17 protein-coding genes are annotated in these 19,882 nt (G+C 73.6%); 4 read left to right on the top strand and 13 right to left on the bottom strand.

The window, feature by feature from the left end:
- Positions 1-266: 266 nt before the first annotated feature.
- Entirely contained in the window at positions 267-911 is a 645-nt protein-coding gene (locus tag NS184_RS09275) for a PadR family transcriptional regulator (protein WP_058725831.1), read from the bottom strand.
- A gap of 161 nt (positions 912-1,072) precedes the next feature.
- On the opposite strand from NS184_RS09275, the gene NS184_RS09270 reads away from it, so the two are divergent.
- The gene (locus tag NS184_RS09270) at positions 1,073-5,827 is read left to right on the top strand and encodes an ATP-dependent helicase (RefSeq protein ID WP_058725830.1); all 4,755 of its coding nucleotides are present in this window, start codon (positions 1,073-1,075) and stop codon (positions 5,825-5,827) included.
- Complete coding sequence (locus tag NS184_RS09265; protein WP_058725829.1) at positions 5,820-6,599, top strand: DNA-formamidopyrimidine glycosylase family protein; 780 nt, start codon at positions 5,820-5,822, stop codon at positions 6,597-6,599. Before NS184_RS09270 ends, NS184_RS09265 begins: the two co-directional genes overlap by 8 nt.
- Before the next feature lie 13 nt (positions 6,600-6,612).
- On the opposite strand, the gene NS184_RS09260 is transcribed toward NS184_RS09265, so the two are convergent.
- Together NS184_RS09260 and NS184_RS09255 are read right to left on the bottom strand one after the other, a co-directional pair.
- Entirely contained in the window at positions 6,613-7,080 is a 468-nt protein-coding gene (locus tag NS184_RS09260; RefSeq protein ID WP_152998150.1) for a hypothetical protein, read from the bottom strand.
- Positions 7,081-7,649: 569 nt separating this feature from the next.
- The gene (locus NS184_RS09255) at positions 7,650-8,570 is read right to left on the bottom strand and encodes a LysR family transcriptional regulator ArgP (protein ID WP_058725827.1); all 921 of its coding nucleotides are present in this window, start codon (positions 8,568-8,570) and stop codon (positions 7,650-7,652) included.
- 70 nt (positions 8,571-8,640) lie between these two features.
- Here NS184_RS09255 and NS184_RS09250 point away from each other — a divergent pair, with 70 nt between their 5' ends.
- Positions 8,641-9,441, top strand: coding sequence for a LysE/ArgO family amino acid transporter (locus NS184_RS09250; protein WP_058725826.1), 801 nt, complete (start codon positions 8,641-8,643; stop codon positions 9,439-9,441).
- Between the two features lie 153 nt (positions 9,442-9,594).
- Here the strand turns inward: NS184_RS09250 and NS184_RS09245 are convergent, their stop codons facing one another.
- The 5 genes from NS184_RS09245 to NS184_RS09225 form a co-directional block, all read right to left on the bottom strand.
- Positions 9,595-11,070 carry an APC family permease gene (locus NS184_RS09245; RefSeq protein ID WP_058725825.1) on the bottom strand — a complete coding sequence of 492 codons (1,476 nt, stop codon included), beginning with the start codon at positions 11,068-11,070 and terminating at the stop codon, positions 9,595-9,597.
- A gap of 250 nt (positions 11,071-11,320) precedes the next feature.
- Positions 11,321-12,193: a hypothetical protein gene (locus NS184_RS09240; RefSeq protein ID WP_058725824.1), complete on the bottom strand. Its 873-nt coding sequence runs from the start codon at positions 12,191-12,193 to the stop codon at positions 11,321-11,323.
- Positions 12,190-13,107: an alpha/beta fold hydrolase gene (locus NS184_RS09235; protein WP_058725823.1), complete on the bottom strand. Its 918-nt coding sequence runs from the start codon at positions 13,105-13,107 to the stop codon at positions 12,190-12,192. Before NS184_RS09235 ends, NS184_RS09240 begins: the two co-directional genes overlap by 4 nt.
- 62 nt (positions 13,108-13,169) lie before the next feature.
- On the bottom strand, positions 13,170-13,682 hold the full coding sequence (locus NS184_RS09230) for a methylated-DNA--[protein]-cysteine S-methyltransferase (protein ID WP_058725822.1): 513 nt from the start codon (positions 13,680-13,682) through the stop codon (positions 13,170-13,172).
- On the bottom strand, positions 13,679-15,232 hold the full coding sequence (locus NS184_RS09225; protein WP_058725821.1) for an AlkA N-terminal domain-containing protein: 1,554 nt from the start codon (positions 15,230-15,232) through the stop codon (positions 13,679-13,681). Before NS184_RS09225 ends, NS184_RS09230 begins: the two co-directional genes overlap by 4 nt.
- Before the next feature lie 88 nt (positions 15,233-15,320).
- Between NS184_RS09225 and NS184_RS09220 the strand changes: the two genes are divergently transcribed.
- A complete protein-coding gene (locus NS184_RS09220; protein ID WP_058725820.1) occupies positions 15,321-15,887 on the top strand; it encodes a molybdenum cofactor biosysynthesis protein in 567 nt (188 codons plus the stop codon).
- A gap of 124 nt (positions 15,888-16,011) precedes the next feature.
- On the opposite strand, the gene NS184_RS09215 is transcribed toward NS184_RS09220, so the two are convergent.
- From NS184_RS09215 to folE, 5 genes are all read right to left on the bottom strand, one after another.
- Positions 16,012-16,557, bottom strand: a complete 546-nt coding sequence (locus tag NS184_RS09215; protein ID WP_058725819.1) for a type 1 glutamine amidotransferase domain-containing protein — start codon at positions 16,555-16,557, stop codon at positions 16,012-16,014.
- Between the two features lie 110 nt (positions 16,558-16,667).
- Entirely contained in the window at positions 16,668-17,321 is a 654-nt protein-coding gene (locus tag NS184_RS09210; protein WP_083513578.1) for an HAD-IA family hydrolase, read from the bottom strand.
- Positions 17,322-17,464: 143 nt separating this feature from the next.
- Entirely contained in the window at positions 17,465-18,202 is a 738-nt protein-coding gene (locus NS184_RS09205; protein ID WP_242863013.1) for a pyrimidine reductase family protein, read from the bottom strand.
- Positions 18,199-19,137: a dihydropteroate synthase gene (gene folP, locus NS184_RS09200; protein ID WP_058725817.1), complete on the bottom strand. Its 939-nt coding sequence runs from the start codon at positions 19,135-19,137 to the stop codon at positions 18,199-18,201. Before folP ends, NS184_RS09205 begins: the two co-directional genes overlap by 4 nt.
- Positions 19,134-19,775 carry a GTP cyclohydrolase I gene (folE, locus tag NS184_RS09195; RefSeq protein ID WP_242863012.1) on the bottom strand — a complete coding sequence of 214 codons (642 nt, stop codon included), beginning with the start codon at positions 19,773-19,775 and terminating at the stop codon, positions 19,134-19,136. Before folE ends, folP begins: the two co-directional genes overlap by 4 nt.
- Between the last annotated feature and the right edge of the window lie 107 nt (positions 19,776-19,882).

Genomic DNA, 19,882 nt, shown 5'->3' with positions numbered 1-19,882 from the left:
GGGCACAGGCCGGGGCCAGGCCAGAGTGGGAGGGGGGACCCGCCGCGAACACGGACGTGACCGACCGGGAGTACTCGGGGCTGCCGCACGCGGTGTCCGCAGCGGAGCTGGCGGACGTCGCGGCGTTCGTCGGCGACGGCGCGCAGCGCGCGAGGCCGTAGCGGCGATCGCCGTCGCGGCGGTCCCAGTGAGACTCGGCCAGCAGAGGGACGGGAGGCACGGTGCCAGCTGGCACCGTGCCTCCCGTCCGTCACGTGGTCCCGTGGTCAGTCCGCGAGGATCTGCAGGAGGTCCTTGCGGAGCTGGTCGACCCTGTCGGTCGCCGTGGCGATCTGCTCGTCGGTCGCGGTCGTCCGGTACATGTGCAGGACGCCCATGGTCTTCCGGAGCGACTCGACGAAGGCGCGCTGCGTGTCCGGCATGCCGGGCGCCTCGAACGCCGCCGCGATCTCGTCGGCCTTGGCCTCGGCCTCGGCCTTGCCGGCGTCGGTGAGCTCGAAGAGCGTCTTGCGGCCGTCACCCGTCGAGACGACGAGGTCCTCGTCGACGAGCTGCTGGAGCGTCGGGTACACCGAGCCGGGGCTCGGCTTCCAGGCACCGCCGGTGCGCTCGGCGATGGTCTTGATCACGGCGTAGCCGTTCTGCGGCCCCTCGGCGAGGAGACCGAGGATCGCCAGACGGACGTCGCCGCGGCGACGGCGCTCGCGGCCGCCGAAGCCCGGGCCGCCGAGACCGGGACCGAAGCCCGGGCCGAAGCCGGGACCGAAGCCGCGCCCGGGGCCGAAGCCGCCACGCTGGTGGTCACCGCGGTCGCGGCCGGGGAAGCCGGCGCCGTGGTGGTGTCGCGGGCCGCCGAAGCGGAGGCCACGCGGGTGCTGGTGCTGCTGGGGGTTCATGTCGTCGAAGCGCATGAGGTGTCCTTTCGTCGTGCTGAGTCGGCTCGCGATCCGGTCTGACCGTTCGGCCTTCGTCGTATCGCGATGTAGTAACGATAGATCGGTAACTATCGGCGTGTCAAGCACGTTCTTCCCTCGGCCCGTTGTCGGTGGCCGCAGGCAGGATGGGACGGACCATGACGGACGTCCTCGAGCGCTTCTCCCCCGCCACCGCGGAGTGGTTCCGCGGCGCCTTCCCGGCCCCGACCGCTGCGCAGGCGGGCGCGTGGGACGCCGTCTCGACCGGCCAGCACGCACTCGTGATCGCACCGACCGGGTCCGGCAAGACCCTCGCGTCGTTCCTCTGGTCGATCGACCGGCTCATCAGCGCGACCGACCAGCCGCCAGCCAAGCAACGGACGCGCGTCCTCTACGTCTCGCCGCTCAAGGCGCTCGGCGTCGACGTCGAGCGGAACCTCCGGAGTCCGCTCGTCGGCATCACCCAGACGGCGAGGCGGCTCGGACTCGAACCGCCGGACGTCACGGTCGGTGTGCGGAGTGGTGACACCCCGTCGTCCGACCGGCAGCGGCTCCTGCGCCAACCGCCGGACATCCTCATCACGACGCCCGAGTCGCTGTACCTCATGCTCACGTCCAGCGCGCGCGAAACCCTGGTCAACGTCGGCACGGTGATCGTCGACGAGGTGCACGCGGTCGCGTCGACCAAGCGTGGCGCGCACCTCGCGGTGTCGCTCGAACGCCTCGACGACCTCCTCGAGAAGCCCGTCCAGCGCATCGGGCTCTCGGCGACCGTCCGACCCCCGGAAGAGGTCGCGCGCTTCCTCGGCGGCCGGGCCCCGGTGACGATCGTCGCTCCACCCGCGCAGAAGACGTTCGACCTGCGCGTCGTCGTCCCCGTGGACGACATGACCGAGCTCGGCGCTCCGCCGGTCGGAGCGGACGCGACCGAGTCCCCGACGAACGGGTCGATCTGGCCCCACGTCGAGGAGCGCGTCGTCGACCTGGTCGAACAGCACCGCTCGACGATCGTCTTCGCGAACTCCCGACGGCTGGCAGAGCGCCTGACCGCACGGCTGAACGAGATCCACGAGGAGCGCGTGCTCGCGGCGTCGAGCGCCGGCGAGCCTGTCGCCGCCGAGGTCGGCGCGGTTGCTGCCGGGGGCGGTGCCCGCGGTGTCGTGACGCAGTCGCCCGGCCGGGCGTCCGCGCACGCGCCGGTCGCCCAACCGAAGCGGCCGCCGGCCGACGTCATCGGCGCGTCCGGGCAGACCGGCGGGGGCGGTTCGGACGCCAACGTGCCGGTGCTCGCCCGCGCCCACCACGGCTCGGTGTCGAAGGACCAGCGGGCGATCATCGAGGACGACCTCAAGTCCGGTCGGCTCCGGTGCGTGGTCGCGACGAGCTCCCTCGAGCTCGGGATCGACATGGGCGAGGTCGACCTCGTCGTGCAGGTCGAGGCGCCACCGTCGGTGGCGAGCGGGCTGCAGCGCGTCGGTCGCGCCGGCCACCAGGTCGGCGAGATCTCCCGCGGCGTGCTCTTCCCGAAGCACCGCGCGGACCTCGTGAACAGCGCGGTGACGGTCGAACGGATGATCGCGGGCGAGATCGAGTCGATCGGCGTGCCGGCGAACCCGCTCGACGTGCTGGCGCAACACACGGTCGCCGCCGGAGCGGTGGACACCGTCGACGTCGAGCACTGGTTCGATCTCGTCCGCCGCAGTGCACCGTTCAGCAGCCTGCCGCGGTCCGCGTTCGAGGCAACGCTCGACCTCGTGACCGGACGGTACCCGAGCGACGAGTTCGCCGAGCTGCGGCCGAGGCTCGTGTGGGACCGCGTGCACGGCACGCTGACCGGGCGTCCGGGGGCGCAGCGGCTCGCGGTCACCAGCGGTGGCACGATCCCCGACCGGGGCATGTTCGGCGTCTTCATGGTCGGCGAGCGGGCTTCGCGCGTCGGCGAGCTCGACGAGGAGATGGTCTACGAGTCCCGCGTCGGCGACGTCTTCGCACTCGGGGCGACGAGCTGGCGGATCGAGGAGATCACGCACGACCGGGTGCTCGTCAGCCCGGCGTTCGGGCAGCCCGGACGGGTGCCGTTCTGGAAGGGCGACGGCCTCGGTCGTCCCGCCGAGCTGGGCCGTGCGACCGGCGCTTTCGTGCGCGAGGTCGAGGGCGCCTCCGACGAGGATGCCCAGGACCGGGTCTCCTCCGGCGGGCTCGACGAGCGTGCCGTCACGAACCTGCTGACCTTCCTCCGTGACCAGCGTGCCGCGACCGGGTACGTCCCGAACGACACGACCCTCGTGGTCGAGCGCTTCCGCGACGAGCTCGGCGACTGGCGCATGATCCTGCACTCGCCGTACGGCATGCAGGTCCACGCGCCGTGGGCACTCGCGGTCGGCGCCCGACTGCGGGAGCGGCACGGCATCGACGGCGACGCCATGGCGGCCGACGACGGCATCGTGGTGCGGATCCCGGAGACCGACGCCGAGCCGCCCGGTGCCGACCTGTTCGTGTTCGACCGCGACGAGCTCGAGGTCCTCGTGACCGACGAGGTCGGCGGGTCGGCGCTGTTCGCTGCCCGCTTCCGGGAGTGCGCGGCGCGCGCCCTGCTCCTGCCCCGCCGGAACCCCGGCCAGCGGTCGCCGCTCTGGCAGCAGCGGCAGCGAGCGTCTCAACTGCTCGAGGTCGCGCAGAAGTACCCGACGTTCCCGATCGTCCTCGAGACCGTGCGCGAGGTCCTGCAGGACGTCTACGACGTGCCGTCGTTGCTCTCCATCGCCGACGACATCGCCGGGCGTCGGATCAAGCTCGTCGAGACGGAGACCGAGCAGCCGTCGCCGTTCGCACGGACGCTGCTGTTCGGGTACGTCGCCGCGTTCATGTACGAGGGCGACTCGCCCCTCGCCGAGCGTCGGGCGGCTGCGCTGTCGCTCGACTCGACCCTGCTCGGTGAACTCCTCGGCCGCGCGGAGCTCCGGGAGCTGCTCGACCCGGCCGTGATCGCCTCGGTCGAGCAGGACCTCCAGCGGCTCTCCCCCGACCGCCGGGCGCGCGACGCCGAGGGCCTCGTCGACGTCCTGCGGCTGGTCGGTGCGCTCGACCTCACCGAACTCACCGCGCGGAGCTGGGCCGCTGCCGAGGGTGGCACCGCGCCGGTCGGCACCGCACTGCAGGCGCTCGAGCGCGACCGCCGGGTGTTGTCCTTCTCGCACGCCGGACAGACCCGGTACGCCGTCATCGAGGACGCCTCGCGGCTCCGTGACGCCCTTGGGGTCCCCCTGCCGATCGGCGTGCCCACGGCATTCGTCGAGCCGGTCGCGGACCCGCTCGGTGATCTCGTGGGCCGGTACGCCCGCTCGCACGGCCCGTTCTCCGCGCAGGAGGCAGCGGCCCGACTCGGGCTCGGCGTCGCAGTCGTGCAGGACACGCTGCGACGTCTCGCCGCCGACCGCCGAGTGGTCGAGGGCGAGTTCCGACCCGACCGTCAGGGCGCCGAGTGGTGTGACGCCGAGGTGCTCCGCCGCATCCGCACGAAGTCGCTCGCGGCGCTCCGACACGAGGTCGAGCCGGTGTCGCCGGACACCCTCGCGCGGTTCCTCCCGGCGTGGCAGCACGTCCACACGCCGGGCACGCGGGGTGGTCTGCGCGGGATCGACGGCGTGCTGCAGGTGCTCGACCAGTTGGCCGGGGTCGCCCTGCCCGCGAGCGCGTGGGAGTCCCTGGTGCTGCCGTCCCGCGTCACCGACTACCAGCCGAGCATGCTCGACGAGCTCACGGCGACGGGCGAGGTCCTGTGGTCCGGCGGCGGCACCCTGCCCGGCAACGACGGGTGGGTGCGGTTCCACCTCGCCGAGACGGCGGACACCACCCTCGTGGAACCGGACGGCGGTGAGACGACCGAGCTGCAACGGGACGTGCTCGGCGCCCTCGCCGGCGGTGGCGCGTACTTCTTCCGCCAGCTCGCCCAGGCCGTCGGCAGTACGGACGACGCGGCGCTCACGACGGCGCTGTGGGACCTCGTGTGGGCGGGACAGATCACCAACGACACCCTCGCGCCGTTGCGCGCGATGCTCGGCGGCAAGGCGAAGAGCTCCAGCACCCCGCGGGCCCGGGCGTACCGCGGCCGTCGTCGCCCGACGCTGCCGACGCAGTCCGGGCCGCCGACCGTCGGCGGGCGTTGGTCGATCCTGCCGCTCGCGCAGTCCGACGCCACGGTACGGGCCGCGGCGACGGCGGAGCAACTGCTCGAGCGCTACGGCGTCGTCACCCGCGGCGCCGTGCAGGTCGAGGGGGTCCGCGGCGGGTTCGCGGGCGTGTACCGGGTGCTCGCGCGGTTCGAGGAGACCGGCCGGGCCCGGCGCGGGTACTTCGTCGAGGGGCTCGGCGCCGCGCAGTTCGCCACCGGCCCGACGGTGGACCGGCTGCGGACGTTCGCGCGGGACCTCGACGACGACGAACGGAACGACCCCGAACGGATCCGACAGGCGATCACCCTCGCGGCGACCGACCCGGCGAACCCGTTCGGTGCGGCGCTGGCGTGGCCGAACGACGGCGCGGCCACGGGCGACGAGGCGGACGAGGGCGGGGACCGTGGCGAACCCGCAGCGGCCAGGAACGCGACGACCGGGGGCGGGCAGTCCGCCCGCGGGCACCGTCCCGGGCGGAAGGCCGGCGCCCTCGTGGTGCTCGTCGACGGTGCGCTGACGGTCTACGTCGAGCGTGGCGGCAAGTCGGTCCTGACGTTCACCGACGACACCGGAGACCTCGCGGCCGCCGCAGCGTCCATCGCCGCGACGGTCCGGCGGGGGCTCGGGAAGCTCTCGGTCGAGCGGGTCGACGGCGCGTTCGTGCTCGACTCCCCCCTCGGTCAGGCGCTGCGCGACGCCGGCTTCACCGCGACGCCGCAGGGGGTGCGCCTCCGTGCCTGAGGGCGACACCGTGTACCGAGCCGCACACCGGTTGCACGCCGCTCTCGCCGGCAAGGAACTCACGCGGAGCGACTTCCGCGTACCGGCCTTCGCGACGCTCGACCTCGTGGGCCGGACCGTCGACGAGGTCGTCCCGCGTGGCAAGCACCTGCTGCACCGCATCGGCGACCTGACCGTCCACTCCCACCTCAAGATGGAGGGGCGTTGGGACGTCTACGCCCCCGGCGAGCGGTGGCGTCGGCCGACACACCAGGCGCGTGTGGTGCTCGACACTGCCGATGTCTCGACCGTGGGGTTCACGCTCGGCATCCTCGAAGTGGTCCCCCGTGAGCAGGAGCCGGAGATCGTCGGGTACCTCGGGCCGGACCTGCTCGGCGACGACTGGGACGCCGACCTGGCGCTCGCGAACCTCACGCGCGATCCGGAGCGCCCGATCGGGCTGGCCCTGCTCGACCAGCGGGTGCTCGCGGGCCTCGGCAACGTGTACCGCGCCGAACTCTGCTTCCTCCGCGGCGTGCTCCCGACCCGTCCGGTCGGGCAGGTACCGGACCCGGCGCGGGTGATCGCGCTGGCCTCGCGGCTCATCATCGCCAACCGCGACCGCAACGCGCGCATCACGACCGGGGTCGACCGGCCCGGTCGCCGCCTGTGGGTGTACGGCCGTGCGGGGAAGCCGTGCCTGCGCTGTGGGACGCCGGTCCGGCGAGGGGAGCTCGGCGAATCCGAACTCACCCTGCGTGACACCTACTGGTGCCCGCGCTGCCAGACCTGAAGCGCCGTCCCGATCAGCGGTTCGCGGCGTTCACCACGCACTGCTGGACCGAGCGCGCCGCGGCCGAGCCGGCCGCGAACGCCGACGGCGCAGCCGACCCAGCGCCGTCCTGGTCCCCCGCAGCGTCCTTCGCGGCACGGTTGACCGGCCACAGGGGGCCGTCGAAGTCCTCCGACGTCGGGTCGGACGAGGACGCCCAGACGGTGACGTCGTCGTCATTGGGGTCGTCCTTCTCGGCCGGGGCGATCGACGCGCCGAGGTACCATCCGCCGTCGCCCTTCCGGACGCTCGCGAAGTCGGTGTCGTCGTGAGCGCCGACGGCCTCGTCGATGGCGTCGACTGCCTCCTTCGCCGCGACCGGGCAGGTCGTCCGCGCCGGGTCGTCGCTCGCCGGCCCCTTGCCGACCGGGTTGCCGTTCTGGGCCCCTGCCCCGGTGCACCCGGCGAGGAGCACGACGACGGCGGCGCCCACGATGGTCACGGAGGCGATCCTGGTTCTGCTCGACATGCCCTCGACGGTGCGCCGGTCCGGCTCCGGGCGGCGCCAGGACCGTCCGGAGAGCGCGGCCGCGTCCGTCGGCCCGTTCGGGACCGGCACCCCGCGCGTCGGCTTCGGGCGCCGACGCGTGGGGTGGTGTCGGCGACGCCGGCGACCGGGTGGTGCGTGCGGCTGGGTGGGCCGCGGGTGTTCGGTGTTCTCGTGGTGGTGCGCTCGGCCGGCGGACGGTCGTCCGTCGGCGCTCGACCGGGAGGCACGTGACAGCCCGGCAGGGCACCCGCGCCGGTGGGTGGCCGGCTGGGCGAGCACCTCGGCGGCGGGTGACCGCCGGGGTGGTTCGAGCCTACGGACGGGAGCCGCTGACGAGGTGACTCGAAGGTGAACGTGCGTCGATCCCGGGCGGGATTGCGGGTTGCCGCGCGGTCGTTCCGCGGCCGACCTGGGCCGTTGCGCGATCGCGCACCGGCCGCGACTGCGCAGAACGGATCACGAGGTCCCGGACCGCGCGCGACCGAGCGGCCACGGAGAGCGTTGCCGCGCGGAGGGCGCGTTCAACGGGGCGGGTGCAGCCGGTCGGCCGCCGTCGCCCGTACCGCCGTCGTGACCTGCTCGAGCAGCGGCGACGCGAGGTTCCACCGCTGCCACCAGAGCGCGACGTCAGCGTGCCGCCCGGGGACGAGCTCGACGAGCTCGCCGCGGGCCAGGAGCGCCGTGCACTGCGCTTCCGGGAGGAGCCCCCAGCCGAAGCCGAGGCCGACCGCACGGGCGAAGTCGGCCGACGTCGGGACGAAGTGCCGCGGGCCGTGCGGCGCGTGTCCGAGGACCGTGCGGAGGTAGCCCTGCTGCAGGTCGTCATCGCGGTCGTAGTCGACGAGCGGCACCCCGTCGAGGCGGTCGAGCACCCGCCGTTCGTCCGCGGTGCGGAGGTCGAGGTCCTCGAGGTACCGCTCGACGAACGCCGGCGCGGCGACGGCCCGGTACCGATCGATGCCGAGGGCGACCGACGAGCACCCCTGGACCGGCTCGGCCTCGGCGGTCACCGCGGCCATGACGGTGCCCGCGCGCAGGAGTTCGGCCGTCCGGTCCTGGTCCTCGCGGTGCAGGTCGAACACCACCTCGGTGTCGACACGGACCCGGGCGAGCGCGTCGAGGAACCAGGTGCCGAGCGAGTCGGCGTTGACGGCGAGCGGGATCGACGGGACGGAGCCGGCGTCCCCGTCGAGGGCGCGCGCGGTCTCCTCGTCGAGCAGTCGGGCTTGGCGCGCGTGCCGGAGGACGACCTCGCCGGCGGCGGTCGGCACCACCGGGACGGTCCGGCGGACGAGGACCCGGCCCGCCTGCTGCTCCATCGCCTTGAGCCGCTGCGACACCGCCGACGGGGTGATCGACAGTGCGCGCGCGGCGGCGTCGAGGGTGCCGTGGTCGATGACGGCCAGCAGGGTCTCGAGGTGCTCGCGCTGGAACCGGGCCATGCAGCAGAGCTTACGGTGCTGCAGGAACGTGAACTGGGCTTCAGCGCGGCCTGCCCCTACGGTCGGAGTCGTGCTCCTCCCCCTGCTCGCCGGTCTCGGCACCGGACTCGCGCTGATCGTGGCGATCGGTGTCCAGAACACCTACCTCCTCCGGCTCGCGGTGTCCGCAGGTCTCCGTGTCGTGACCGCCGCCGTGGTCGTCTGCGCCCTGTCCGACGCCGTGCTCATCGTGGCAGGGGTGCTCGGCGTCGGTGCGGTCGTCGAGCGGTTCCCGGTCGCGCTCGTGGGCGTGCGCTTCGTCGGGGCGGCGTTCCTCGTGACCTACGGCGTGCTCGCCGCCCGGCGTGCGCTGCGACCCTCGGACGACGCGCTGCGACTCGAGGACGCGGCGACCGACGACCGGGTCGTTGCGTCCGCAACGGACGTCGCCGACGTCGCGCCGCCCCACGGTCTCCGCGCCACGTCCCACCAGGGCGCCGTCTCCACGGACGGGCGCGACCACGCGGTGGCAGTGGAGGCGACCAGCGCGCCCGCGCGGGCGGTGCGGACGACGCGCACCGCGCCTCCCGGCCGGGTCCCGACCGTGCGCGGGGCGGTGGCGACCATGCTCGTCTTCACGTGGGCGAACCCGCACGTGTACCTGGACACGCTGGTGTTCCTCGGGTCCGTGGCGAACCAGCAGGGCCCCGTCGAGCGCTGGCCGTGGACGGTGGGGGCCGTCCTCGCGAGCTGCGTGTGGTTCGCCGCGGTCGGGTTCGGCGGTCGGCTGCTCCGGCCGGTGTTCGCGAAGCCGCTCACCTGGCGCGTGTTCGACGGCCTCGTGGCCGTCGTGATGCTCGGCTTCGGGGTCGCGCTCGTCGCCGGCGCGTAGCGCGAGGCGCACCACGGACCACAGACCGCGCACCACGGACCACGGACCACGGACCACGGACCACGGACCACGGACCACGGACCACGGACACAGCACCACGCAGATGCGCGGTGCTGTGTCCGGGACCTCGTTCCGCGGGAGCGGGACGCCGCGCTACTGCAGGTGCTGCCCGACGCGGCTGTGGCGACGGCTGTAGCCGAAGTAGATCGCGAAGCCGATCGCGAGCCAGATCACGAAACGCAGCCAGGTCTCGACCTCGAGGTTGAGCATCAGCCAGAAGCAGAGCACTGCGGACAGGATCGGCAGCACGGGCGACCACGGCACCCGGAAGGCACGGGGCGCGTCCGGACGCGACCGACGCAGCACGACGATGCCGATCGACACCAGCACGAACGCCGACAGCGTGCCGATGTTGATCATGCCCTCGAGCTTCTCGACCGGGAAGAACCCGGCGAGCACCGCGACGACGACACCGGCGACGACCTGGACGCGGACCGGGGTCTGCGTCTTGGGGTTCGTCTGCGAGAACCAGCGCGGGAGCAGCCCGTCGCGGCTCATCGAGAACACGATGCGGGACAGGCCGAGGAGGAGCACCATGACCACCGTGGTCAGGCCGACGAGCGAGCCGATCGCGATGATGCCGGCCGCCCAGGGCAGGCCGACGATCGAGAAGGCCGAGGCGAGCGACGGCGAGTCCTCCTGCGCGAGCCGCTGGTACGACACCATGCCCGTGATGACGACGGACACGGCGACGTACAGCACCGTCACGATGCCGAGCCCGAGGAAGATGCCGCGCGGCAGGGTCTTCTGCGGGTTCTCGGTCTCCTCGGCGCTCGTGGCGACGACGTCGAAGCCGATGAACGCGAAGAACACCAGGGACGCCGCGGCGAGCAAGCCGAAGACGCCGTACTGCGCCGGGGCCGAGCCGGTTGCCCAGGACACGAGGGACTGCGTCCAGAAGCTGCCGTCGGCGCCCTTCGACGGCGCGGCCGGCGGCACGAACGGCGTGAAGTTCGCGGCCTTGACGAAGAACGCACCCGCGACGATGACGAACACGACGATGGCGACCTTGACGATGGTGATGACGGCTGAGACGCGCGACGACAACCGGGTGCCGAAGGCCAGGAGCACCGTGAACACCGCGACGATGAGGACCGGCCCCCACGCGAAGCCGATCGGTCCGAGGGCGATCGAGTCGGGCAGCTGCACCCCGAACACGTCGAACGCGGTGCTGAGGTAGATGCCCCAGTACTTCGCGATCACCGCGCTGGCCGTCAGGGTCTCGAGGATGAGGTCCCACCCGACGATCCAGGCGAGCAGCTCGCCCATGGTCGCGTACGTGAACGTGTACGCGGAGCCGGCGACGGGGATCGTGGAGGCGAACTCGGCGTAGCACATGATCGCCAGGCCACAGGTGACGGCGGCGAGGATGAACGACACGATGACGCTCGGCCCGGCGAAGTTCGCGGCGGCGTTCGCGCCCACCGAGAAGATGCCGGCGCCGACCGCGACCGCGATGCCCATCGCGGCGATGTCGAACGTCTTGAGGGAGCGCTTCAGCGAGCGTCCCTGCTCTTCGGAGTCGGCGAGGGAGGCCTCGATCGACTTGACACGGAGCGGTGTTGCCATGGGGTGGTTCCCGTCATCGGCTGGGCGGCGGACCCCGTGAGGGTACTGGTGTACCACCCCGCCACGCAAAGCGTCCGCCCGGACGGTCTCGTGTGCAAGGGCTCGGCCGGGAGGCGCGAGTCGCCCCGCGTCGGGCCGCGTCCGGGGTCGGGGGGGGCCGGAACCAGGTTCCGGACACGGAACCCCGGAACGGCGCGGTGCTGTGTCCAGAACCTGGTTCCGCCGCTGCCGGCCGGGCAGGCGGCCCGCGTCAGGCCGCGCGGGTCCAGTCGCGCAGGAAGCGGGCGCCGGCCTCGTCGTGGATGACGCCCTCGGGAGCGGTGAGCACCGGGTACGGCGTCGCCGGCACCCCGTCGGCCGGACGGACGTCCACGTGCGCGACGTCGTGGCCGTTCGCGTGCAGCCAGTCCGCCATCGCGTAGTCGCTCCGGGAGTCGCCCATCGTGCGCCAGGCGGTCGGCAGCTCGCCGTCGGCCGCGAGGAGCTCCAGGGAGCGCTCGGCACCGAGGTCCTTGCCGCTCCGGTCCGACTCGACGTCGGTCGAGATGATCGTCGGGTCGACCCGCCACGCGACGCTGCCGTCCGCTGCCGGGTGGACGTCGTCGAGCCGACGGACGCCGAGCCCCCGCCGGACGAGCGCGGCCATCGCCTTCGCGTCGAACTCGGCCTGGCGTGCGAGGTACGTGGCGTTGGGCACGTCGACGCGCTGCTCGATCGACACCATGGCGCGCTTCGTCTCGTCGAAGAAGACCAGGTCGGCGTACTCCGTCCGGACCAGCTCGCGCATCTCGTCGGCGTAGTCGCTCGGCAGCGCGAGGTCGTCGGCCACCGTGAGCTCGCCCATTCCGCCCTCGTACTGCGGGCCGATGGAGCACCACACGGCGCCCTTCTCGCAGACGGCGTGCACGCGGGTGCCCTCGGTCAGGCCGCCGGCGAGCAGCGGTGCCACGACCTCGGCGCGGATGAAGGCGTCGCTCCGGCCGGTGTTGAAGACGATCGGGATCCCCTCGGCGGCGAGGGCGACGAGGTCCTCCACGATGCTCGGGATCGCGATGGTCCGGGTCACCGGGCTGGCGACGGGGCCGTCGACGTCGAGCAGGAGTCCGAGACGGGGTGCGGTCACTCGTCCATCTTGGCAGCCTGCGCACTCCCCACGAACCGGTCGACCGTCCGCCGGACCACCGCGGGCTCCGGCCGGTGCCACTGCCCGGCGAGCTGCACGTGGGACGCCCCCGGGATCGCGTCGGCGAGCGCCCGTGCCGCCTGCCCCATGAACTCCGGACCGACGTCCCCGCTCGCGACGAGCACCGGCACCCCCACGGCCGCGGCGACGCGCTCGGGGATGACGAGGCCGTTGAGCACCCGGACGTCGCGCGGCAGGACGTGTGCGTCGCCGAGCAGGGCCGACCACACCGCCGGTCGGAGCCGGAGCAGTGCGACCTGCCCCATCGGGACACCGAGGACGTGTGCGAGGAACGCCCGGACCGTCTGGGAGCGTCGCCCCACCGCGACGTGCTCGTCGAGCAGGTCCGCGAACACGACGTCGTCCACGTGGTGCTCGATGCTCGCCCGGAACGGCGGTTCGAAGAGGACCGCGCTGGTGATCGGGACGCCGGCCGCGAGTCCGTGCAGCAGCACCCCCGCGCCGACGCAGGCACCGAAGGCCGCGACGGGACCGGGTACCGACTCCACCACGGCGAGCAGGTCCTCGACCTCGCGCTCGATCGCCCACGGCTCGGTGTCCCCGGAAGCCCCTCGGCCGCGTCGGTCGTACGTGACGACGCGGTACCGGTCGGCGAGCGCCGCGACGAGCCGTTCGAGGTAGGGCGTGCCCCGGTGGTCGAAGGCGCCACCGACCACGACGAGCGTGGTGCCGGCGCCGGCCTCGGTCACGGCGAGCGCGGTGCCGTCGGCGGAGTGGACCGTCCGGTCGACGGCGGGCGGGGGAGCGTGTGGGTCCATGCGGTCCTCGAGGGTCGTGCGACGGCGGTTCGCCGGGTCCTCGGGACGGACCGTGCGTGAGGTCCTGTCGAGCATGGCAGGGCTCCGAGCGCCCGCCAACACCCGCAACCAGGGGGAGGACGGGTCGGCCGCAGCCCTCAGACGAGCGCCGTCCTCCCGACCGACTCCCGCTCGAGCAGGGACCGTTTGACGTCGAGTCCCCATGCGAACCCGCCGAGGGTCCCGTCGCTCCGGAGCACCCGGTGGCACGGCACGAAGAGCGCCGGGGCGTTCCGCGCGCACACGCTCGCGGCGGCACGGACCGCATCGGGCCGCCCCATCGCCGCGGCGAACTCCCGGTACGTCAGGACGACGCCGGCCGGGATGAGCCGGAGCTGCCGCCACCCCTCGGTGAAGAGCTCGGTACCGGACTGCCGGACCGGCACCTGCATCGCGTGCTCGACCTCGCCCGCGTAGAACGCGTCGACGGCATCGGCGGAGGCGACCCGCCCGTCGACCACCCGCTCGGGCCGGTTCCGCTCGGCGAGTCGACCGAGGATCCGCTCGACGGAGTCGGTCCAGCCCGAGGCGAGGACCCGCCCGTCGGGGTCTTCGAGCACGGTGAAGGGTCCGTCTGGGGTGTCCAGCGTCTGGATGGTCGCGTCGGTCATCGTTCGTCCTTCCGGGCGGCAGCAGCCGCGGTCGTCATGTGGCCGACCCCGGTCGTCGCCATCGCGCGGTCGACGATCGGTCGCCAGCAGTGCATCGTCAGGTAGCTCCGCCACGGCGCCACCTGCTCCGACCGTAGGGAGAGCTCGCGCACGGCACCGGGCAACCCGTGCTCCTGTGCACCGTTGCGCACCGCGAGGTCGCTGTGCAGGAACACGTCGGGGTGGTGGCGCACGCGGAGTGCGACGTAGTCCGCCGTCCACGGCCCGATGCCCTTCACGGCGAGGAGCCCGGCGCGCAGCTCGTGCACCGACTGCCCGGCGTCGACCACGAGCGACCCGTCGGCGAGCGCAGCGGCGACGCGGAGGATCGTCTGCACGCGGGCGCCCGGGCCGCGGAGCACCGTCCCGCCCCGCTCGGCGATCACGTCCGCCGTGGGGAAGAGCCGCCCGCCGGGGAGCACCGACTCCGGCGCCGACGCACCGAGGGCCGCGACGAGCCGGGTCTGCGCCGTGCGTGCCGCTGCGACCGAGACCTGCTGCCCGATGAGCGTGCGGATCAGGACCTCGTGCGCGTCCACGGTGCCGGGGAGCCGGATGCCCGGTAGACGTTCCACCGCCGGCGCGAGCTCCGGCAGGGTGGCGAGGACCGCGTCGACCGCGGTCGGGTCGGCGTCGAGGTCGAACAGCGCACGCACGCGCGCGACCAGCGTGGGGAGGTCGGAGAGGTCCTCGACCCGCACCTGCAGGTCGATGCCGACCGCGCGCCCGGCGGCGGCCGTGGCGCGGAACCAGCCCGTGCCTCCCGGCAGGGTCACCAGCCGTCCGTACGCGGTGACCCGACCGTCGGGGTCGACGTCCACCTGCTCGGTGCCGGGCAGCGCGTGCAGCGCGTGCCACTCGAGGAGGCCCTGCACGTCGAACGGCGCGCGGGCCGGCAGGTGGACGTGCAGCGTGCCGTCGGCGACCGGTCGCAGGGTGCGCCGGGCGCGGAGCTCGGACGGCGTGACCGCGAAGACCTCGCGGACGGTGTCGTTGAACTGGCGGACGCTCGCGAAGCCGGCCGCGAACGCGACGTCGGCGATCGGCAGGTCCGACGAGGTGAGGAGCGTCCGGGCGGTCTGCGCCCGGTGTGCGCGGCTGAGCGCCTTCGGTCCGGCGCCGAGCTCGGCGGTCATGATCCGACCGAGCTGCCGCTCGGAGTAGCCGACGCGGGCGGCGAGGCCGGGCACGCCCTCGCGCTCGACGACGCCGTCGAGGACGAGGCGCATGGCGCGGCCGGCGACGTCCTCGCGGAGGTCCCACTCGGGGCTGCCGGGGGTCGCTTCGGGCAGGCAGCGCTTGCAGGCGCGGAAGCCCGCGAGGTGCGCGGCGGCGCTGGTCCGGAAGAACGTGACGCCGGTCTCGCGCGGGGTGCGCGCGGGGCACGACGGGCGGCAGTAGATGCCGGTGGAGTGCACGGCGGTGACGAACTGGCCGTCGAAGCGCGCGTCGCGCGAGGCGACGGCGCGGTACCGCTCGGCGTGCAGCGTGTCGGCTGCGGTGGTGGACATGCGTCCAGCGTCGCACGGCTCACCGACATCGACTGGCGGGAATCGGACACGGCAGCGTCGGCCGGGAGGCGCGGCTAGCGTTGGCCGCATGACCTCCGCCGACGACCTGGTCGCGCCCGACGGGCTGCCCTGCCGCACCGCCGTCGTGGTCGCGCTGCTGCTCGCGTCACCCCGACACCGGTACGAAGGGCGTCCGGCAGACGGCGCGCTGCCGGCCGACCCGTCGACGCCGGAGCTCCGGGACCGCGTCGAGCTGCGCGCGGGGCTCGGCATCGTCGGCGACCGCTACTTCGCCGCACGGGCCCACGTGCACGCGAGCGTCACGGTGGTGGGCCTCGAAGGTCTCGACGACGTGGCGCGTTCCCTCGGTGCGGTCGTCGACCCGGTCGCGACCCGGCGGAACGTGTTCCTCCGCGGTGCCGACGTGGAGGCGCTCCGTGGGCAGCCGTTCGCACTCGACTCCGGGCAGGGGCTCGTGCGGTTCCGCGGGTACCGCCCGGCGAACCCGTGCGCGTGGATGGACCACGAGGTGGCTGCGGGGGCGTTCCGGGCGATGCGGGGACGGGCCGGGGTCCGGTGCGACCCGGAGTCCGACGGGGTGCTCACCGTCGGACCCGCGACGCTGTGGACCGCCGTGCCGGTCCCGTCGGCCTGAGCAGCCCGGGGTCGTGTCGCTGTACTGAGCGCGTCACGTGTCGCGCCGAGACTCGGCCCCGCGGACTGTTCCGCGCTCCCGGAGGCCGCGCAGTGTCCGCCGAGCCGAGTCTCGGGCGCGCGGCCTACGCCGTGAGGGCGTGCTCGATCGCGTCGACGAACGCCGGCAGGTCGTCCGGGTTGCGGGACGTGATCAGGCCGCCGTCGACCTGGACCTCCTGGTCGACCCACTCACCACCGGCGTTCCGGACGTCGGTCTGCAGCGACGGGAACGACGTGAGCGTCTTGCCGGAGACGACCCCGGCCTCGATGAGGGTCCACGGGCCGTGGCAGATCGCCGCGATCGGCTTGCCGGCCTCTGCGAAGGACTGCACGAGCGCGACCGCGTCGGAGTCCTGGCGGATGGTGTCCGCGTTGATCGTGCCGCCGGGGACGACCAGAGCGTCGTAGTCTCCCGCGCCGCTGACACTCCCGATGGTGGTGTCGGTGTCGACCGACTTGCCCGGGTCCTTGTCGCCGACGAGGGTCTGGATCGAGCCGGACTCCTGCGCTGCGACGGTCACGTCCGCACCCCGCTCGCGGAGCTGCTCGGTGGGGACGACGATCTCGTCCTGCTCCACGCCGTAGTTCGTCGCGATGACGAGGATCTTCTTGCCGTCGAGGGCTGCCATGGTCACTCCTTCCGCGGCCCGGTGGTTCCGGCCGCCGGGGACCACGGTCGTCGGGTGGGGCTGGACGCGCTCGCAGTCGGCAGGCCCCGTCCAGCTTCGGGGACGCCCGCTCAGCCGCGGATGCGGAAACCGGACCCTTCACGCTCGACGGTCAGGCCGTCGTACCCCGCGATGCGCGGCAGGCCCGCGGTGACGTCGGCCTCGAGGGTGCCGACGACGACCGTGGCCGCTCCGGAGGCGAGCGCTGCCTCGACCCCGGCTGGGGCGTCCTCGAACGCGAGGCACGACTCGGCCGGCACGCCGAGCAGCTCGGCCCCGCGGAGGTAGCCCTCGGGGTGCGGCTTGCTCCGCTGGGCGTCCTCCGACGGCACGAGGGCGTCGGGCACGGGGACGCCCGCGGCGATCATGCGCTTCACGGCGAGCTCGCGCGGCGCGCTCGTCACGAGGGCGACCGGCACGCCGAGGTCCTGCAGGCGCCGGACGAACGCGCCGGCGCCGGGGACCTCGACGATCCCGTGGACGTAGTCGATCTCCGCGGCGATCATGGTGTCGACGATCACCTGCTGCTCGTCCCGGGGCAGGTCCGGCAGGAAGCGCTGGATCGTGTCGATCGTCTGGCGGCCGTGCGAGAAGCCGAGGATCTCGACCGGGTCGAGCCCGTGCTCCTCGCCGAACCGCGTCCACGCTGCCTCGACCACCGCGGTCGAGTCGACGAGCGTCCCGTCCATGTCGAACAGGACCCCGGACACCACGACGTCGATCACACCGCCGACCCTACCGGCGCGCTGCTCGGGGCCGGCGCCACGAGACTCGGGCCGGCGGACGAGTCTCGTGTCCGTGCGCACGAGACTCGTCCGCCAGCACGAGACTCGGCCCGCGTCGGGCACCGACGCCAGCGAGCAGTGCGTCAGGAGCGCACGTACCGCGTCAGGAGCACACCGTCGGCGCCGAGGAGGACGTGTGCGGGACGCATCCGCCGCAGCTCGGGCGACGACCCCGTCGCGATCCGCGGTCCCTCCCCGCCCTCGAGCGACGGGTCCACCGTGAGGGTCAGCTCGTCCACCCGGTCCGCCGCGATGAGGGCCCCGAAGAACGACGGCCCGCCCTCGCAGTGGATCCGGTCGAGTCCGCGGTCGCCCAGTGCCCTCACGACGGCGGCCACGTCCACGGAGTCGTCGCCGCACGCCACGACGTCGGCGACCTCGGCCAGCGCCCGACCCCGGTCCGATGCCGCGCCGGACGTCGAGGTCAGCACGATCGGCCGCACCGGCGCCGCGGTGAACACCCGCGACGACGGGTCGAGGCCCGCCGACCCGGTGACGATCGCGAACACGGGGTGGTCCGACATCCCGTGCTCGCGACGCCATTCGACGTCGGCGTCGTGCAGGACCATCGGCCCGTACTCCTCGTCACGGACGGTGCCGGCAGCCACGAGCACCACGTCGGCCGTGCGGCGCAGGAGGTCGAACACGCGGAGGTCGTCGTCGCCGCCGAGGTCCGCCGTCCGACCACCGGCAGAGGCCGACCCGTCGAGCGTCGTGACGAAGTTCACGCGCAGCCAGGGACCGTCGGGGACGCCGTCGGCGTAGAGCGCGAGGAGCTCGTCGTCGGTGAGGTCGGCGACGGACCGGGGCAGGACGTTCACGTGTTGTGCCTCGCTTCCACGGGTTCGCGCCAGCCGAGGACCGCCTCGACCATGCGCATCGCGTCGACGCTCTCGACGACGTCGTGCATCCGGACGATGCGGGCGCCGAGCATCGCGCTGACGGTGGCCGCCGCGAGCGAACCGGAGAGTCGCTGGCCACGCGGTCGACCGAGCGACTCCCCCACGAAGTCCTTGTTCGACACGGCCGCGAGCACCGGGTACCCGAGCTCCACGACCTCGGGCAGCCGTCGCGTGAGCTCGAGGGTGTGCACGGTGTTCTTGTTGAGGTCGTGGCCCGGGTCGACGATGATCCGCGACTCGGGGATGCCCGCGGCGAGGGCCCGGTCGACCCGTTCGCGCAGGAAGTCCACGACCTCGCGGCCGATGTCGTCGTAGTGGGGTGGCTCGGGCAGGTGCTGCCGCGGCGGGGCGGTCGAGTGCGTGATGACGATCGTCGCGTCGGAGTCGGCGACGACCGCGGCCATCCGCGGGTCCGACAGCCCGGTGGTGTCGTTGACGACGCTGGCGCCGGCGGCGATCGTGGCCGCTGCGACCTCGGGTCGGAAGGTGTCGACCGAGATGACGACGTCGGACTCCTGCGCGAGCTGCGACACGACCGGCAGGACGCGGTCGAGCTCGTCGGCGGCGGAGAGTTCCGGCCCCGGCGCGAACTTCACGCCGCCGATGTCGACCCAGTCGGCGCCCTGCTCGGCGGCGCGGACGGCGGCGGCGACGGCCTGGTCGAGCGCGAACGTCGCACCTTGGTCGTGGAACGAGTCCGGCGTGCGGTTCACGATCGCCATCACGGCGACGCGGTGGTCGAAGTCGAACGTGCGGCGGCCGATGGTGCGGACCGGGTCGCGCAGGTCGGGGACCACCCAGCCGGGTCCGGTCGCCCGGATCTGGAGGCTCGGATCGCGCTGCTCGGTCGTCATGCGTCCGCCCCGTGGTCAGCTCGGTGGTCGGCCCCGGCGGTCGGGCCGCCCGCCGTCCCGACCCCCGCGCCGATGAGGGCGATCGCCTCGGCGCGTCCGGCCGGCGTGGCGAGGGTCCCGGTGGCGGCGACCGTGACCGTCGTCGAGCCGGTCTGTCGTTCGCCGCGCGTGGTGACGCACTGGTGCTGGGCGTCGAGGACCACGAGCACCCCCGTGGCGTCCAGGCCCTCGGCGACCGTGGCGGCGACCTGCTCGCCCAGTCGCTCCTGCAGCTGCGGGCGGGAGGCCACGGCGTCGAGGACCCGCGACAGTGTGCCGAGCCCGATGAGCTGGTCCCCGGGCGCGTACGCGAGGTGCGCGACGCCGATGAACGGCAGCAGGTGGTGCTCGCACATCGACCGGAACTTCACGTCGCGGACGATGACGAGCTGACCGCGGTCGCCGTCCTCGGCGTGCACGACGCCGTCCCGCGCGATCGCGACCGCGTCGGTCCCGATGCCGGAGAAGAACTCCGCGTAGGAGGCCGCCACGCGCCCGGGGGTCCGGGCGAGCTCGGGGCGGTCGGGGTCGTCGCCGACGGCGAGGAGGAGCTCGCGCACGGCGCCCTCGATCCGCGCACGGTCCAGTCGTTCGTTCACGTCCTCATCCAACACCGTCACTGGCCGCAGAACGCGAGCGGGCGCACGAGGTGGCGTACCCCGCGGAGGCGTGCCGAGCCTCCCTGCCGACGACCGGCGCGACGCGC

The organism is Curtobacterium luteum, assembly GCF_001475545.1.
Lineage (GTDB): Bacteria > Actinomycetota > Actinomycetes > Actinomycetales > Microbacteriaceae > Curtobacterium > Curtobacterium luteum_A.
Note: the sequence above shows the minus strand (reverse complement) of the source record. Positions and strands in the feature narration are given on the sequence as shown.

Coding starts and splice junctions, on each gene's coding strand:
- NS184_RS09275 (WP_058725831.1), bottom strand. CDS start 911: ATGCGCTTCGACGACATGAACCCCCAGCAGCACCAGCACCCGCGTGGC.
- NS184_RS09270 (WP_058725830.1), top strand. CDS start 1,073: ATGACGGACGTCCTCGAGCGCTTCTCCCCCGCCACCGCGGAGTGGTTC.
- NS184_RS09255 (WP_058725827.1), bottom strand. CDS start 8,570: ATGGCCCGGTTCCAGCGCGAGCACCTCGAGACCCTGCTGGCCGTCATC.
- NS184_RS09245 (WP_058725825.1), bottom strand. CDS start 11,070: ATGGCAACACCGCTCCGTGTCAAGTCGATCGAGGCCTCCCTCGCCGAC.
- NS184_RS09235 (WP_058725823.1), bottom strand. CDS start 13,107: ATGCTCGACAGGACCTCACGCACGGTCCGTCCCGAGGACCCGGCGAAC.
- NS184_RS09230 (WP_058725822.1), bottom strand. CDS start 13,682: ATGACCGACGCGACCATCCAGACGCTGGACACCCCAGACGGACCCTTC.
- NS184_RS09225 (WP_058725821.1), bottom strand. CDS start 15,232: ATGTCCACCACCGCAGCCGACACGCTGCACGCCGAGCGGTACCGCGCC.
- NS184_RS09220 (WP_058725820.1), top strand. CDS start 15,321: ATGACCTCCGCCGACGACCTGGTCGCGCCCGACGGGCTGCCCTGCCGC.
- NS184_RS09215 (WP_058725819.1), bottom strand. CDS start 16,557: ATGGCAGCCCTCGACGGCAAGAAGATCCTCGTCATCGCGACGAACTAC.
- folP (WP_058725817.1), bottom strand. CDS start 19,137: ATGACGACCGAGCAGCGCGATCCGAGCCTCCAGATCCGGGCGACCGGA.